This is a genomic window from Spirosoma areae, from assembly GCF_054781775.1.
This window is the reverse complement of record NZ_BAAGTT010000034.1, coordinates 182,039-197,643: the sequence shown is the minus strand read 5'-3', so window position 1 is coordinate 197,643 and position 15,605 is coordinate 182,039. Positions and strand designations below refer to the sequence as shown.

General features: G+C 52.1%; 18 protein-coding genes. 4 read left to right on the top strand and 14 right to left on the bottom strand.

Going from position 1 to position 15,605, the window contains the following annotated elements; genetic code table 11:
- Positions 1–19: 19 nt before the first annotated feature.
- Positions 20–1,342, bottom strand: coding sequence for a glucuronyl esterase domain-containing protein (locus ACYVI1_RS20025; protein ID WP_460912541.1), 1,323 nt, complete (start codon positions 1,340–1,342; stop codon positions 20–22).
- A 190-nt stretch (positions 1,343–1,532) separates the two neighbouring features.
- On the opposite strand from ACYVI1_RS20025, the gene ACYVI1_RS20020 reads away from it, so the two are divergent.
- Positions 1,533–2,111: a hypothetical protein gene (locus ACYVI1_RS20020; protein ID WP_460912540.1), complete on the top strand. Its 579-nt coding sequence runs from the start codon at positions 1,533–1,535 to the stop codon at positions 2,109–2,111.
- A 76-nt stretch (positions 2,112–2,187) separates the two neighbouring features.
- Here ACYVI1_RS20020 and ACYVI1_RS20015 read toward each other — a convergent pair whose 3' ends face one another.
- Positions 2,188–3,126 (bottom strand): nucleoside hydrolase, encoded by a 939-nt coding sequence (locus ACYVI1_RS20015; protein ID WP_460912539.1) that lies wholly within the window; start codon positions 3,124–3,126, stop codon positions 2,188–2,190.
- 23 nt (positions 3,127–3,149) lie between these two features.
- On the opposite strand from ACYVI1_RS20015, the gene ACYVI1_RS20010 reads away from it, so the two are divergent.
- Positions 3,150–4,817: a M28 family metallopeptidase gene (locus tag ACYVI1_RS20010; RefSeq protein ID WP_460912537.1), complete on the top strand. Its 1,668-nt coding sequence runs from the start codon at positions 3,150–3,152 to the stop codon at positions 4,815–4,817.
- Positions 4,818–4,861: 44 nt separating this feature from the next.
- Here ACYVI1_RS20010 and ACYVI1_RS20005 read toward each other — a convergent pair whose 3' ends face one another.
- From ACYVI1_RS20005 to ACYVI1_RS19985, 5 genes are all read right to left on the bottom strand, one after another.
- Positions 4,862–5,482 carry a thioredoxin family protein gene (locus tag ACYVI1_RS20005; RefSeq protein WP_460912535.1) on the bottom strand — a complete coding sequence of 207 codons (621 nt, stop codon included), beginning with the start codon at positions 5,480–5,482 and terminating at the stop codon, positions 4,862–4,864.
- Positions 5,483–5,487: 5 nt separating this feature from the next.
- Positions 5,488–5,979 (bottom strand): TlpA disulfide reductase family protein, encoded by a 492-nt coding sequence (locus tag ACYVI1_RS20000; protein WP_460912534.1) that lies wholly within the window; start codon positions 5,977–5,979, stop codon positions 5,488–5,490.
- A gap of 122 nt (positions 5,980–6,101) precedes the next feature.
- The gene (locus tag ACYVI1_RS19995; protein WP_460912533.1) at positions 6,102–6,824 is read right to left on the bottom strand and encodes an RluA family pseudouridine synthase; all 723 of its coding nucleotides are present in this window, start codon (positions 6,822–6,824) and stop codon (positions 6,102–6,104) included.
- A 140-nt stretch (positions 6,825–6,964) separates the two neighbouring features.
- Positions 6,965–7,204, bottom strand: a complete 240-nt coding sequence (gene rpmB, locus ACYVI1_RS19990; RefSeq protein ID WP_460912532.1) for a 50S ribosomal protein L28 — start codon at positions 7,202–7,204, stop codon at positions 6,965–6,967.
- A gap of 60 nt (positions 7,205–7,264) precedes the next feature.
- Positions 7,265–7,435, bottom strand: a complete 171-nt coding sequence (locus ACYVI1_RS19985) for a DUF5522 domain-containing protein (protein WP_460912531.1) — start codon at positions 7,433–7,435, stop codon at positions 7,265–7,267.
- Between the two features lie 116 nt (positions 7,436–7,551).
- Between ACYVI1_RS19985 and rocD the strand changes: the two genes are divergently transcribed.
- The gene (rocD, locus tag ACYVI1_RS19980; RefSeq protein ID WP_460912530.1) at positions 7,552–8,805 is read left to right on the top strand and encodes an ornithine--oxo-acid transaminase; all 1,254 of its coding nucleotides are present in this window, start codon (positions 7,552–7,554) and stop codon (positions 8,803–8,805) included.
- 69 nt (positions 8,806–8,874) lie between these two features.
- Here rocD and ACYVI1_RS19975 read toward each other — a convergent pair whose 3' ends face one another.
- From ACYVI1_RS19975 to ACYVI1_RS19945, 7 genes are all read right to left on the bottom strand, one after another.
- On the bottom strand, positions 8,875–9,954 hold the full coding sequence (locus tag ACYVI1_RS19975; protein ID WP_460912529.1) for a M48 family metalloprotease: 1,080 nt from the start codon (positions 9,952–9,954) through the stop codon (positions 8,875–8,877).
- A gap of 173 nt (positions 9,955–10,127) precedes the next feature.
- Entirely contained in the window at positions 10,128–10,469 is a 342-nt protein-coding gene (locus tag ACYVI1_RS19970; RefSeq protein ID WP_460912528.1) for a type II toxin-antitoxin system PemK/MazF family toxin, read from the bottom strand.
- Positions 10,459–10,692, bottom strand: coding sequence for a hypothetical protein (locus tag ACYVI1_RS19965; RefSeq protein ID WP_460912527.1), 234 nt, complete (start codon positions 10,690–10,692; stop codon positions 10,459–10,461). Before ACYVI1_RS19965 ends, ACYVI1_RS19970 begins: the two co-directional genes overlap by 11 nt.
- An 88-nt stretch (positions 10,693–10,780) precedes the next feature.
- Complete coding sequence (locus ACYVI1_RS19960) at positions 10,781–11,806, bottom strand: WD40/YVTN/BNR-like repeat-containing protein (RefSeq protein WP_460912526.1); 1,026 nt, start codon at positions 11,804–11,806, stop codon at positions 10,781–10,783.
- Between the two features lie 65 nt (positions 11,807–11,871).
- Positions 11,872–12,369 carry a hypothetical protein gene (locus ACYVI1_RS19955; protein ID WP_460912525.1) on the bottom strand — a complete coding sequence of 166 codons (498 nt, stop codon included), beginning with the start codon at positions 12,367–12,369 and terminating at the stop codon, positions 11,872–11,874.
- Between the two features lie 11 nt (positions 12,370–12,380).
- Positions 12,381–12,836, bottom strand: coding sequence for a sigma-70 RNA polymerase sigma factor region 4 domain-containing protein (locus tag ACYVI1_RS19950; RefSeq protein WP_460912524.1), 456 nt, complete (start codon positions 12,834–12,836; stop codon positions 12,381–12,383).
- Positions 12,837–13,065: 229 nt separating this feature from the next.
- Positions 13,066–13,866 carry a Rossmann-like and DUF2520 domain-containing protein gene (locus tag ACYVI1_RS19945; RefSeq protein ID WP_460912523.1) on the bottom strand — a complete coding sequence of 267 codons (801 nt, stop codon included), beginning with the start codon at positions 13,864–13,866 and terminating at the stop codon, positions 13,066–13,068.
- Between the two features lie 190 nt (positions 13,867–14,056).
- Between ACYVI1_RS19945 and ACYVI1_RS19940 the strand changes: the two genes are divergently transcribed.
- The gene (locus ACYVI1_RS19940; protein WP_460912522.1) at positions 14,057–15,547 is read left to right on the top strand and encodes a cellulose synthase family protein; all 1,491 of its coding nucleotides are present in this window, start codon (positions 14,057–14,059) and stop codon (positions 15,545–15,547) included.
- The last annotated feature ends 58 nt before the right edge of the window (positions 15,548–15,605 follow it).

Sequence of the window (15,605 nt, the reverse complement as noted above, 5' to 3'; positions counted from 1 at the left end):
GCTGCAAAGGTAGGCACGACTACCGGACTAATTCATCGGCAAATTTCAGGTATTGATCCCAGTCATAGTCCATGACATCATGTTTTCCGGTTCGGTTATGGTAGCGGACCGTCTGGCCAACGGGCTGATTCACGCCCGGAAAATCGACCTTACCTATCCCCGTTTTGCCAAATAAAGCATAAACGGACTCCGCCTGCAGCGCACCCAGAAACTCACCTTTCGGGTCGGACCACTGATCGCCTTCTGCACTGGCAACATACAGGGGCCGGGGCGCTATCAGGGCCAATAGTTCGTGCTGGTCGATGGGCAGGTCGGCAACGCGTTTGTTGTAGGTTTTATAACGGCCACAAAACCAGTGCGGAAAACTGGTATTGATACGCTCCACCGTTTCGCCATACCACCGCCGGGACAGAGCCGCCCCGCCTTCGCCCGATTCATTGGAGATAACAGCCGCGAAGCGTTCATCCTGAGCCCCGGCCCACACAGCGGCTTTCCCGATGCGCGAATGGCCAATGGCAATGACCCGCCGACTGTTAACCGCCCGGTCGGTTTGGAGATAATCGACAATTCGGCTCATGCCCCAGGCCCAGGCCCCAATAGCGCCCCAATTGTTGGCGCGGGTAGTGTCGCCCAGGACCGATCGGATGCCAGACCGCCAGCCCTGCGGATGGTCGGGTTCAATGTCGCCGTAGTAGGCCGTTGCCAGGGCGTAGCCCCGTTTCAAAATGGTTTCCACAGGCCAGCGCCGGGCCTGCATCCCGCGTGCTTTCTCGGTAGCCTTATTGTTAACCGAAACCTCACCGATAGCGTTGCCCACCCAGCGGGTCGAGAGCGCAATGTCGGTTTCGGTGGTAATGCAGTGGTTCCCGCAGAAATTCAAGCCTACAAATACCGGAACGGGTTGTTTAGCCGCTTTCGGGATATATAACAGCACCTCAATAGGCGGCAGTTTGGGGTAGTCCGTGAAGAAAATGGAAACCTGCTTCCGAATAGCCAGGCCATTCAGCGCGCTGCTGTCGGTATGGCTAAGTTGAACGCGAAGTTTAGTGGCTTGCTGCGGTGTTTTGCCATATACATGCTCAGCAAACAACTGCAGAAGTTCGGCCCGCCGACTCGCCCATTCATTTTTATTCGTTACCCGCTTTCCAGCAATGGTCTGAAATGGATCGGGCAGGGTGTAGGCACCAACTTTCGTTTCGTCGTAGTTGTAGACTGGTTCGGGAGTTTGGGCCATTGCGGAGCAAATCACCGTTAGAAACAGCGGCAGACACAGCAGGATTCGGTTCATAAATAGATTCAGGAAAACAGTTCGCAGCGAAAAGCAAAACTGCCTGTTTTTCATACTGTTTAGATTGAGATTCACCAGGTTAAAACCCGGCTTAAGTGATTGGTTGCATTGCTTTTCCGGCGGGTTTTCACTTAGTGAATCCGTGATTCACAACGGCTTTTTCGGCGGGTTCATATTAACCGACCTCCCTGATTCGTTGTAAAGAGGATTTTTGCCCCGCAATTTGTTCGTCCAACACAACCTGATGAAAAACGCTATTGCCTTATTCGTTGCTGCGTTCTGTCTTTTTCTGGCGTCCTGCCACCGGCCTGTCGCGTATTTTCAGCGAACACCTCACCTGGCAGCTTCGCAATTGCCGATTAAGTCGCCAACAGCTCAGACCGACCCGTCGACGCCTGACTTAGCAGCGGTCGAAACGCCATCAATGGCCGTTGTGGCCTCCCCAGGATCAGCGGTTGTCAGCTTGGAAAACAGCCCGGCACAGACCACCACTACCCGCGTCGAACACCGGATGAAACGGGCACAGTCGCTGCTGCCGGTTTCGACCCAGGCCGATGATAAACAACCCGAACCGAAACCCAAAAAGAAGCTTAAACTCGGCAACAAGATTCGTGAGGGTTTGGGCATGAAACTGCGGCCAGAGCTGAACTGGTGGCAGCGAATTAGCTGGAAACTCAAAGCGTCGGTGCTTGTTATTCTGGTAGCCGTTGTTTTCGCCATTCTGCACATCACCATCCTGGCGATCATCTTCGGAATTGTCGGTGCGTTTTTGTTGATTAGTGGCCTGAAGAAATCGTTTAAAGTCAAACGACCGTGGTTCTGAATTTTTTGACAGGATTACAGGATTTGTACTTCTTTATTTAAATCCTGTTAATCCTGTAATCCTGTCAAAAAATAGTTCACGGCAGTACACGAACGGCCTCATAAATCAGGTTGATATACCGCTCCCGGTCAATATCATACACAACTTCGGCATTCGGTGCGTTTTTGAGCACATCGAAGAAATCGACAACGGTTGTGCCTGCCGTTAGTTTGCCCGCTACTTCTACATCCACATAGCACGGTTTCGAGACAAAGATAGACGGGTCCATCAACCAGGCAATAGCGCAGGGATCGTGCAGAGCGGCTCCACCACCTAATTCGGGCCGCTCCCGGCGATAAAAAATGGAGAAGAAATCCATCAATTCGGCAACTACTTTCCCCGATTTATTGCCAATCGACCGGAATCGCTCAATATCCTCCTGAAAAACCAGCGCTTTGTGCGTTACGTCTAAGCCGCACATCGTAATCGGCACCCCCGAACTAAACACCACCGAAGCCGCTTCGGGGTCGACGTAGATATTGAATTCAGCCGTGGGTGTCATGTTACCCCGAAAGATGCCGCCACCCATTAGCGAAATTCGTTCGATTTTCGATTTCAGGTGTGGATAGGCCAGCAACAGGACAGCAATGTTGGTCAAGGGGCCTGTTGGTACAATGGTTATTTTTTCCGGGCTATCAGCCAGAATTTGAGCCATTGCTTCTACGGCTGATTGGGGTTCGGGTTTGCGAACCGGCTCCGGCAGACTCGGGCCATCCAGACCCATCTCGCCGTGTACGTAGTCCGCAATAATCAACTCGCGAAACAGGGGTTTGTCGCAGCCTTTGTAAACCGGAATGTCAACGTCCAGTAAGCTTATCAGTTTGAGGGCATTGGTCAGCGTTTTTGCCTGCGTTTGATTGCCCGCCGAGGTGGTGATGGCTTTAATATCGAACCGGCCACCGCCCACCGCCAGCATGAGCATAACGGCATCATCATGGCCGGGGTCGCAGTCGATTAATAAGGGTAGTTTCTTCATGATTCAATTTTTATCTTTGCAATATGCATCTTTCTCGCTATCTCTTACTTACCCTAAGTGCCACCCTATATCGTATAAGCCCGCTGCTGGCCCAACCCGATGCCATCCCGGCGAAGGTGAAGCGCATTGCTCAAACGGCCCGCCCCGATGCCATTCAGGCCGCTATGCGCTTTCTGGCCGATGATGCGCTTCAGGGGCGTAAACCTGGCACGCGAGGTTTTGACCTGGCCGCCAACTACATGCAAACCCAACTCAAAACGTTAGGGATGCAACCGGCCGGGGAAAACAACACCTATCGGCAGGCGGTGCCGTTGCGCCGGTGGCAGGTACGCGAGGCCAGCAGTGCACTGACGGTGCGTGGAAAAGACACTGAACAATCGCTCGTTTATGGTAAGCAATTTATTCTTAATCCACTGCCCGACCATGCCAGCAGCGAGGTAACCGCTCCGGTGGTGTTTGTCGGCTATGGAGTTTCGGCCCCTGAGCTGGGCTATGACGATTATGCAGACATCGACGTGAAGGGTAAATTAGTGGTCTATCTAAATGGCGCTCCGGCTTCATTCCCCTCCAATCAGCGGGCGTATTATTCATCAGCCAAAGCCGAGAATGCGGCCGCGCATGGGGCGGTTGGTACGCTGGCCTTCAGTTTGCCAACGGATTTACGCAATCGCATTGAAACGGCCGCGCCCCGCGCCCGGCAGGGTATATATCGCTGGGTAGATAAGCAGGGGAAACCACAGCGGACCTTCCCCGCCCTGCGCGGTTCGGCTTCCCTGAGCGATTCGGCGGCCCGGTTGCTGTTTGCGAATGCACCAATTTCCTTCAAAGACGCCGTAGCTGTTGCCCTGAAAAACAAACCGCAGGCCTTTCCACTAAACGTTTCGGTCAGGATGCAGACTCAGACGGACATGGTCGAAGATATAGCCGGGCAAAATGTAGTGGCTATGCTGCCCGGTTCCGACCCGGTGCTCAAAAATGAATATATCGTCTACGTGGCTCACCTCGACCATCTGGGTATTAGCCGACCCATAAAAGGGGACTCGATTAACAACGGCGCTCACGACAACGCATCGGGTGTGGCCATCAACCTCGAAACGGCGCGGCTCTTTTCGTTATTGCCTAAAGCACCCCGGCGGTCAATTCTGTTCGTAGGCGTAACGGGTGAAGAGATGGGATTGCTGGGTTCCGATTATTTCGCCAGTAATCCTACCGTGCCAAAAGATAAAATTGTCGCGAATCTGACGTTAGATATGCCTTTTTTCTTTCATCCGCTGCTCGATATTGTGCCCTACGGGTCCGAACATTCAAGCCTGAATCAGCAGGTCAGGCAGGCGGCTGCGGCTTTAGGTGTTCAGGTTAGCCCCGACCCCATTCCCGAACAAACTGTGTTTATGCGAAGCGACCATTTCAGCTTTGTTCGACAGGGCATTCCGGCCCTGTTCATCAAAAGCGGTTCGCAAACGGGCAACCCCAATCTCGACGGCACTAAACTCAATCTCGACTGGCGGGCCACCATTTATCACTCACCCCAGGACGACATGAACCAGCCCTTCGACTTTGGCGCAGCCGCCAAACACGCGCAGTTGCAGTTTCTGACCGGCTACCTGACGGCTCAGGCCGACGCTCGCCCAACCTGGAACAAAGGTGACTTTTTCGGGTCGAAGTTTGGAAGAAATGGCGCGGTAAAGTAAGAGCAGCAAAACCTACAAGCCGGTCCGGCTTATAGGTTTAATTTTTATGCATCCCGCCACTTGATGCCGCAACCGATTGCGCGGGCCGCTGGCGTCGTTACGGGCTTACCGGCGAGCAACTCATTGACCGCCTGTTCGACGTACTTCCTGTCAGCCCCCGACGCATCGCGCTGGTTATTGTCGATGGCGCCGATATACGCCACCCGATACGCATTTCCGTCCCGTTTCACCACGAACATGTGGGGCGTATTGCTCGCGCCAAACGCATGGGCAATGGCCTGGGTGTCATCGTGCAGATAGGGAAACAAGTAATTTTTGGCTTTAGCCCGTTGCTGCATGGCGCTGTATGAATCGCCGGGCGATGCGCTGGCATCATTCGATTGAATAGCCACAACTGGGTAGCCTTTGGGAGCAAACTGGTCATTGAGCGCGATAATCCGGCTTTCGTAGGCTTTTGCAACAGGGCAGGTATTACAGGTAAACGCTACGATATAGCCCTTTGCATCTTTCCAGCCGGCCAGTGAGACGGTTTTTCCATCCACATTTTTGAGCTTAAAGTCCTCTACGGCATCGCCGACCTTATACCCATCCGACATGGTTCCTACACTCATTAATACGACTGCCAGCAGCAGCTCAGCGATTAACAACAACGTGCTCTTTTTCATGACGATTATAGTTTGTATTGATTGATGATTGATTCGAGTTCTCCTTTTTTTACGGGCTTATCAATGAGACGACGAACGTTCTGTTTTCTGTTGATAATCAGCGTCATGGGTAAGGCCCCCGACCATTCCGGGGCCAGTTTGTCGATCCACCTATTCGCATCCGGTTCATCCAGCAATACCACGTTTGACCGGATTCTTCGGTTACGGACAAACGGTTTCACGTTCGTAGTCAATTTGTCCTTATCGTCCAGACTTACCAGCAACACCTGCACTTTCTTCCCGGCATACGCCTGTCGAACCGCTTCAAAGCAGGGCATTTCTTTCACGCAGGGCGCGCACCACGTTGCCCAGAAATTCACGATATACAGCGTATCGTTCGGCTGGTCGATGAGTTGGTTCAACTGGTCGAATTTCAGCACCGGCACCGACTGCCCGTTTGCCGGAACAATCCATAGCAACAGGATACTCAAAAATAAACTAAAAACGACTTTCGCCATCAATCAAATAGTTCAGGAACAAAGAGATAACGAAAATAAAGAATGAAAAATGGATAATGCACAATGAATAATGTGGGTAGCCAGCGTATTATTCATTGTGCATTATCCATTTTTCATTTCTTTTAGGCAAACTTCTCCAACTGCTTCACCAACGCGTTGAAATCTTTGGGGTAGGGGGCCACAAACGTTTGTTCTTCGCCGTTTATAAGGCTGAATGTGAGGGAGTGAGCGTGGAGGGCAACGCGGTGAATCAGCGGCAGTTCTTCAGTGTCTTGTTTAAGATTGAACTTTCGCTTAATGTCGGACAGAAAAACCGGCTTCCCACCATACGTTGCATCGTTGACGATGGGTGCTTTGAGGCACATCAAATGCACCCGAATCTGGTGCATCCGGCCCGTAATGGGCATACACTCTACGAGTGTGGTGGTGCGATACGCCTGTAGGGTGTTGAAAATTGTTTCGGCCACTTTGCCTTTCTCGCGGTCAATCCGAACCGCCGTTCCATCTTTTACGGGCGAAATGGGCAAATACACTGAAATGCCATCGAAATTATGCACACCGTTCGTTACGGCGTGGTAGCGTTTCGTAACCTCGCGGTGTTCAAACTGCATGGCTAAGTGCCGGTAGGCTTCCGGGTTTTTGGCAATGGCCAGAATGCCCGATGTTTCTTTATCTAAGCGGTGGCCAAGCTGGGCGTCGGCATAGTACGCTTTTGCCAGCCGGATAATGCTCTGCCCGCCCCGGTCGGTGGTACGTTCATCCAGCGACGCGACATGGGGCGGCTTGTTGATGAGTATGTAATCCTCATTCTCAAAAACGATCAGGTCTTCAAAATTCAGTTTCATAAAAGAAAGTCAATGGTCGGTAGTCAGTAGTCAATAGTTGCGAGGCAGCCACTATCGACTACCGCCCATTGACTTAAAGAAAACACAAAAAGCCTCCTCCTGACCGGAAGAGGCTTGATGCTGAATTATCCTGCGAACGCCTAAACTGAGAGCGTACCGCGCTCGTAGGCTTTCTGAAGCGTAGCTTCCAAGCCGTTTTTGTTGATGGTTTTAATGGCCGACGTAGCCACTTTCAGCGTAATCCACTCGCCGGTCGATTCAACGAAGAACCGCTTCTTTTGCAGGTTCGGATAAAATTTACGCTTGGTTTTATTGTTAGCGTGAGAAACGTTGTTTCCCGTGCGTGTGCGCTTTCCTGTGATTTGACAAACTCTGGCCATTACCGTACTCGTTTTCCGTATGAGGGCGCAAAAGTAACTAATCTATCCATAATCTGCAACTCAATCCGGCTTTTTTTTGAATCCGTATGGACAGTGACGGCACCCGCTTTTGCAACAGTAACCCCGCCGAAGATGATAAGCCGCCGTGAAGACAACGAAACCTTCGGGCGTATAGTAATAGTCGTTATCCAGTAGACCCGGAATCTTTTTCTTCTGCGGCTGCACGGGCATGATTTTGGGCGTCTGTGGAAGAAGCTGTATTTTTGAAAGCAAACGGCCTGTACCATCCTTTAGTTGCAGAAAACTACCCCGTTTCGCCAACAAACACATCTTAACTACTTTTCGCGATGACTATCGAGCCAAAAACGCCTACTTCGCCTGCCGATAAAGCCATGGAATTAGAATGGCGCTACGGGGCACATAATTACCATCCCATTCCGGCGGTATTGACACGGGGTGAAGGTGTTTTCGTTTGGGATGTTGAGGATAAACGGTATTTCGACTTTCTGTCGGCTTATAGTGCGGTCAGTCAGGGGCATTGCCATCCGCGCATCATAAAGGCCATGATGCAGCAGGCCCAACGGCTAACGCTGACCTCGCGGGCGTTCTACAACGATAAAACCGGTCTCTGCGAAAAATTTCTCTGCGAGTTTTTCGGCTACGATAAGGCGCTCATTATGAATTCGGGGGCCGAAGGGGGCGAAACCGCGTTGAAACTCACCCGCAAGTGGGCCTACAAAGTCAAAGGCATTCCGCAGGATCAGGCGAAGGTGGTGTTTGCCGCCGGAAACTTCTGGGGGCGCACGATGGCGGCCATCTCCTCCTCGACGGACCCCAGCAGCACCAACGATTTCGGTCCGCTACTGCCGGGCTATATCGTCATTCCATACAATGACCTTAACGCATTGGAAGATACGTTCAAAAGCGACCCTAACATTGCCGGGTTCATGGTGGAGCCGATTCAGGGCGAAGCGGGCGTGGTGGTGCCGCACGAAGGGTACCTGCGTGGCGTGCGCGGCCTGTGCACCAAATACAACGTGCTCTTCATTGCCGACGAAGTGCAGACGGGCATCGCCCGGACCGGCAAGCGCGTCGCCTGCGATCATGAGGGCGTAAAGCCTGATTTGCTTGTACTGGGGAAGGCGCTCTCCGGCGGTACCATGCCCGTATCGGCCGTGATGACGTCCGATGAGGTGATGCTCACCATCAAACCCGGCGAACACGGCAGCACGTATGGCGGAAATCCGCTGGCCTGCGTTGTCACGATGGAAGCGCTTCAGGTAGTGGAAGACGAAAAACTCGCTGAAAATGCAACCGCTATGGGTGAACTATTCCGCGCCCGCATGACCGCGCTCAGCCACAAAACAGACCTTGTCAAATCGGTGCGGGGTAAGGGATTACTCAATGCCATCGTGATTGCTGAACGCCCGAACCTCGGCGACGAAACGGCCTGGGAAATCTGCCTGAAACTGAAAGACAACGGTCTGCTTACCAAGCCGACGCACGGCGATAAAATCCGGTTTGCTCCCCCGCTCGTCATCAACGAAGACCAGATGCACGAAGCCTGCGATGTGATTGAGAAGACGATGCTGGCGTTTTAGACAGAAGAGAAAGGAAAAGGCAGAAAGGAATCAGTCGCTGTTCCCTTCTGCCTTTTCCTTTCTCCTTAGCTATTGCACAGGTTGTCCGTTTCTGAACGTCGCCGCTAAGCGTTCGCCATCAGCAAAATAGTAGGTTCCTTTGCCGTTTGGAACGTTGTTCTGGAACCAGCCTGCGTATTTGTCGCCGTTGCGGTAGAAATACACGCCGTAGTCGGAGCGCAGGTTATCCCGAAAATTCCCCTTGTACTTCACCTTCCCATCGGCATAGTACTCAGTACCTTCGCCGTGCTTATCACCTTCTTCAAATTCGCCGACGTACCGCTCGCGGGTTGGGTAAACGAATGCGCCTGTTCCGTCCTGGCAATCGCCTGACATGCAACCAACTGTAGCTGAACCACCAGACCGCCGGGCCGGAACCGTGGGCGCGACTACCGGCCGGGTAGCGGCTACTGAATTCGTGCTGGTAGCCGCCATAGGTTTGGGCGCTGTTGCCACCGGAACCCTCACCGGGATTCGGCTTTTTGGGTACATGGCTTCGGCTTCGTGCCAGCCTTTCCGAATGGCTTCAAGACGAGCAATTTTAGCCGGGTGCGTCGGGGTGGCGTGTTCATCGCCCAGCGTCCTGACAGCGACTAAGGCCTCTTCCAGCGATGCGCCAAGTTGGTGCAGCACAAAGCCCGAAAACTTATCGGCTTCGATTTCTTTTTGGGGTTGCCCGCCCCGCCCGTCGATGGTGTGGCCCTGCAAATGGTGCCCGATTTCGTGGGCCATGATGCTGATAGCCGACCAGTCGGTTTCGGTTTCTTCTTCAATCTTCTCCATGAACGCGCCATCGTATACGATAAACCGCTGGCCTTTCAGCACCGTGGCGAAGCAGTTGTCGGTGTTGGAGCACTCGATGACCTTAAAATTACGCATCAACCCGATAGGTCGCAGAATCCGGTCCACCACTTTCTCCGCATGACCGTTGGAAGTTGTGGTTGGTGAGCAGATGACCTGTGGGCCAACGTTGCCACCGGTATAGTTACAAATAAAAGCACCGGAACCAAAAAGGCGCACAGGGGCCTCCTGGGGTTGGGCAGGCAACGGGCCAGAAAAGGCGACAATCAATAAGAAAATAGACAGGGATAAAGCCGCTTTCACAAACATAACCAGGGAGGGTTAATCGTACAACACGGCAGAATAACGAAGAAGATGGGGCGGCTATTTTACTGGCTTTTGAAAACTATTTAAACCGCTGCAAGGCCACTTTTCCCTTCGCGCTCACTGCATAGCACGTTCCTGGTTGTCTCGAGGGGTTAGGGTAGAATAGGTCAAACAAATTAGTGAAGCTCAAATAGCAAGCGAAGCTTCTGCTCCAGATCGGCCTGATACGCTGTTGGTAAAACGCCTAACTGCCGTTGGATCAAATAAGTAGGAATGGTAATTAAACGATGAAATCGAATTGACGAGTCGACTTTTAGCCCTGTAAGTTTAAACGCCGGATGGGCGGTCAGAAGTTGTAAATCACTCGGCTCGTTAGCCTTTGCCACCTGACTGGTAATAAAACTGACAACGACGTGGTTGTATGTACCAATAGTATTCGTTAAACAAAGGGCAGGACGTAGTTTGCTTCCTGTTAAGTCATCAAAGGGAAAGGGAACAAGAACAATTTTATTTTTCATCCGTCAATGGCTCACCATCGGCGAGTGTATAGATATTTTCAGCCTCGTCGTGCAGAAAATCAAAAGATGGGTTAGTCGCCATAGTTGTGAGCCACGCTTCGTCGTCGGATAAGTCAGGAATCAGAATCAAAACTTTGACTTTCTGGTTTCGCAGGCTAAGCGGGCAATTTAACGTAAGCTGCCCCTGCTGATCTATGGTTCCGGTCGATTCGATTGCTACCATGAGGTGGTAATTTTACACGAACAAATTTACGTAAAAAAACGCTTACACGCATCGTCGGAAGTGATGAACAAATGGACGTCAATAAGCATTACTTAAACCGCTGCACGGCCACTTTTCCCTTCGCGCCTACTGCATAGCACGTTCCTTTGGCACACGCCAGCGAATGAAAGCCTTCGGTGTCGAGCCGTTGCCAGGTCTGCCCCTGGTCGGCAGATAAACTCGTGCCCGATGGGCCAACGGCCACCAACCGGTCGCCGGGAAGCAAGGCAATCGCTTCTTTCAGGCCGGGCGGATCGGTCGGGGCGACTAATTCCCAGGTTTTTCCGCCATCGCGGGTGATGGCCGCATTGGGGCCGCGTTGTTGCTCCTGTTTGTAATTACCCCCTACCACCACACCAATCTTAGTGCTGAAAAACTGCATTCCGAACAGCCCCGTTGTTTCGCCACCTGGCAGCGGAGTGTTGCTTACGGCCCACGTGTGGCCCCGGTCGGTGGAACGAAACACGCGCCCGAACCGCCCCCCGCCCGATGCGATCCAGACGTTTCGTTTTCCCTGCACCACCAAACTCGTTCCGCTGGCAGCAAAAGCTGCTTCCTTCGACTCCATCAATGGCAACGTGGCCTGCGGTACAGGTTGCCAGGTTTTTCCCCCATCGTCGGTAGTGAGCATGAACCATTTGCTGTCGATGGGATCGCTCACCACGATCCCATGATCGGTATCCCAGAAATCCATGCTGTCGAAAAACACACCTTGCTGTTGAGTTTGGAAAAGCAGCGACCAGGTTTGCCCGCCGTTGGTTGTTTTGTATAGCCGGGCCTGGCCCTGCTCGGCGGGTCCGGCACTCATCAGATAGGCGGTTTGGGCATCAATGGCCTGCACATCGCGGAAGTCGCAGGTTTGGGCGTCAGGAACAGTGCCCGTCTGCCAGGTTTTTCCGCCATCGGCCGTGCGGACAAATGTGCCTTTGGTGCCGCCAATCCAGGCAACATCGGCGCTGGCAACACTCACCGCCCGGAAACTGGCATCGGTGCCAATGACCTGTGGCTGCCACTGAGCGCGGGCCGAAAAAAAAGAGCCTAAACAGCCGAACAGACTGAGCAGAGTATGTTTCATTGGGAGCGTAGTAACCACGACGGGAATGGGTAGCCATCGGTCAGATACACAAACCCAAATTTGGTTTACTGGGTTCGGGGTAGGGGTGCCGTTTGTTGAGGAGCAGTTTTGAGCCGGGTAATTTCCTGCTCCAGACTGTTTGCCTTGAAGTAGAAATAAAGCCCGAGGATTAAAAAGATCTTCGACAGAATAAAGACGGCGATAAAGGCCGTTCGCCAATTTTTATGGACACGGATGTGCGTCTCGTCAACCTCAACGTTCACATAGTGTGGCTGCCTGGAACGCGTTTCCCTCGGTTCTGGGCCGGCCTGTTTGGCGGGTTCCCATTTTTTAATGTCTGTTTCACTTATTCGCAGTTCAATGGCCTCGCGAATGCCCGGTGGAGGAGGAACGGCATGACGTATAAAGTACTCTTCCATATCCGTTTCGAGTTCGCTTAACTGCGCTAAAACGTCGGCATCGGTCGTCAGCAATTGCTCGACTTCTTCTTTCTCCTGTTCGGTAGCCAACCCCAGCAGATAGGCTTCCAAAACACCGCTTGCCAAATAATGGTAGTTCTTCAAGGACAATTCAGTTAAGACGAACGAAGATGCTTAAAATACGAGTAAATAGCTTTCAGCACGTTCGGACGGGATAGTTGTAGACTCTCGGCAATGGCATCGGGTGTGTAGCCCTGACAGAACGATAAATCGAAAACGAGTTTTTCAGTAGTATCGTTCGTGGCCTGAAGTGATTTGGCTGGTAATGGCGTTGAGGCCATGGTGGATTGCCGGGCCTCAAGTGCGTTGGCTCTGACCAGCCGAATAAGCTCTCCGGCTGGTCGCGTGGATTTCTCAGCCAATGCTTTTAACTCTGGCGACGAGAATACATCGACCAGAACAGTCTGCGCTACTTCCGGATTGTTGGGAAGTATCTGCAAAATAAGGCCATACGCCATCGAACCATACTGTTCGTATAAAGCAAGCTGGCTGGCCTTCCGGAGTGATTCCTGAGCAATCTGTTTCCTGTTCGATTGGTTGAACGTACCCATGACCCTCATCAGATTAATAACCAGTAGCCCTATTGGGCAAACCCCTTATACCAAAGCCAAACGTTGATTGTCTCTACCAGCCATGACGTCTGCAAATTACCACAATAGGCAATAAGTGGGCTATAACTGATATAAAAAGTATCTCACATGGGTTTAATGGTTTGCTTAATATGTAATTATATTTACTGTTTTATTTTAAAGGTAACAATTGCGAAGGATCAGAGTTTAATTACCGTCCATAGTGTTGTCGAATGCTGTCGGTCATAACCTGGTAAATTTCGGCTACTTTCGGCTGATGGGCTAAGAAGGCAAGGTGTTCACTAATTGTTGTTAGGTCGCCCCGGCGGGCCGGGCCTGTCTGCACATCAGCGGGATTGGCAACCGCCAGACCTTTACGGAATGTTTCGGTAATAAGCGGCCTGAGCAGGTCAAACTCCAGGCCGTAATCCGTTGTCAGCTCATGCGCGAGTGACAAGAGGTGATTTGTAAAATTACACGCCAGAACGGCCGCAACGTGTAAGGTTCGGCGTTCTTCGGAGGTGATCAAATAAACAATATCGCTAAGTTCCTGGCCCACCTGAACCAGGGCATCTTCGGTGTCTTTATCGGTTGCTTCGATACACAGTGGAATCTCCTCAAACGGCATGAATGACTGGCCTTTTGTGAATGTCTGAAGGGGGTAGAAAACACCCGTCCGAACGGGTACATCGCTGTAAATGGCCATCCACTGTTCCAGCGAATGAAGGGATTTCGCCCCAGACGTATGCACAACTACGGCGTTTTCGGGCAATACCAGCCGCGAGCAAACAGCCTCGAGGGCGTCGTCGGCAACGGCCAGGACAAACAACCGCGACGGGCTATCGGCAAGGTTCAGGTCAGAATGCGTGCGGGCATCGTACAGATTACTGACCAACTGGCGGCTATGCTGAAGCTGACGGCTATAGACCTCATTGATGTGATGACCGGCATTTTCCAGAGCCGGGGCGAGGTGCCAGGCGAGGTTGCCCGCGCCGATGAACGAAATTTCCATGCTCAAGTATAGAACATTTTAAGGGAATCAGACTCGTATTGGTAAGATAGGGTTGCTTAAGAACACATTGGCTAAACGCCCCTACGGTCACAATCAGTAACAAAAGCGTAAATCAGGTGGTTGTGGTGGGAGGATGTGGTTTTAATGGTTCTGACCGATTCGTTAACCCACAACTGCTTTACTCAACCATATGGAAGCCCTGGTTCTGATTTTATATGCAGCAACGCTGTTACTCTTGTTCCTCTATAACTGTGGTCAATTAAGCTTGATAATCATCTATTTGCGTTCCGAGCGAAAGCGTCAGACCATGAATTTACTGGCTGAGTTGACGGTGCCCGACGAACTGCCGCACGTGACGGTGCAACTACCGGTTTACAACGAACTCTATGTTGTCGAACGGCTGATTGACGCCATTGTGCAGCTACAGTATCCAAAAGATAAACTTGACATTCAACTTCTCGATGACTCCTCGGATGAAACGGTGGAGCTTATTGCGGCCAAGGTGAACGAGTATAAACGGCAGGGCTTCGCCATCGACCACATTCGACGACCCGACCGGAAAGGCTTTAAAGCCGGGGCATTAGCCTACGGACTGACACTGGCGAAGGGGGAGTTTATTGCCATTTTTGATGCCGACTTTGTGCCCGCTCCCGACTTTCTGCTTAAAACCGTGCTGCATTTCGCCGACCCCAAAGTGGCCATCGTTCAGACCCGCTGGGAGCACCTCAACGAAGATTTTTCGCTCATGACTCAGTTGCAGGCGTTTGGGCTGAACGCTCACTTTACCATTGAGCAGAGTGGCCGGTATGCCGCCGGATTTCTGGCGAATTTCAACGGAACGGGCGGTATCTGGCGCAAAGCGGCCATTGTTGATGCGGGTGGCTGGCAGAGTGACACCCTAACCGAAGATTTGGACCTGAGCTACCGTGCCCAACTGCGGGGCTGGAAGTTTGTTTACCGCGAAGATGTTGGTTCGCCCGCCGAGTTGCCGGTCGCTATGAACGCCCTGAAATCGCAGCAATACCGCTGGATGAAGGGGGCTGCTGAGTGCGCCCGGAAACTTTTCGTTAACGTGCTCCGCACACCCGGCTTATCGGTCGCGGTGAAACTGCACGCCTTTTTTCACCTGTTTAGCAGCGCAACATTTATTCTGGTTCTCGTATTGGGGGTCATGAGCGTGCCGCTTATTTATATTCGGAGTCAGCACCCCGAGTGGGAGTGGGTTTTTGTGGTCATCAATCTGTTTCAGTTTAACTTATTCATTCTCATTGCCTTTTACGGCATTCCTTTCTGGTTTCTGAAGCCCGCCAACAAAGCAAAATTAGCCTGGTATTTTCCCATGTATTCGTCGTTAATGATGGGCCTGTCGCTGCACAATACCATTGCCGTCATTGAGGGGTACGTCGGACGAAAAACCCCGTTTGTCCGAACCCCTAAGTTCAACGTAACAACGGCTGCCGATAGCTGGGCGGCCAATAAGTACGTCAGTCGAACGATCAACTGGCTCATAGTGGCCGAAGGATTTCTGGCCTTGTATTTCCTGGGTGGGCTACTGCTGGCCATTTACATTCAGGACTTTCGTATGTTCTTTCTGCATATCATGCTCATGGTTGGCTTTGGCATGGTAACCGGCTATTCCCTCATTCAGGCAGGAAGCCGCCCGGCACCTGTGGAGGCCTGACCCTTCCCGCTCTATACCCTCGGCCCAACCCCTCTCCCGGAGGGGTTGGGCCGCACTT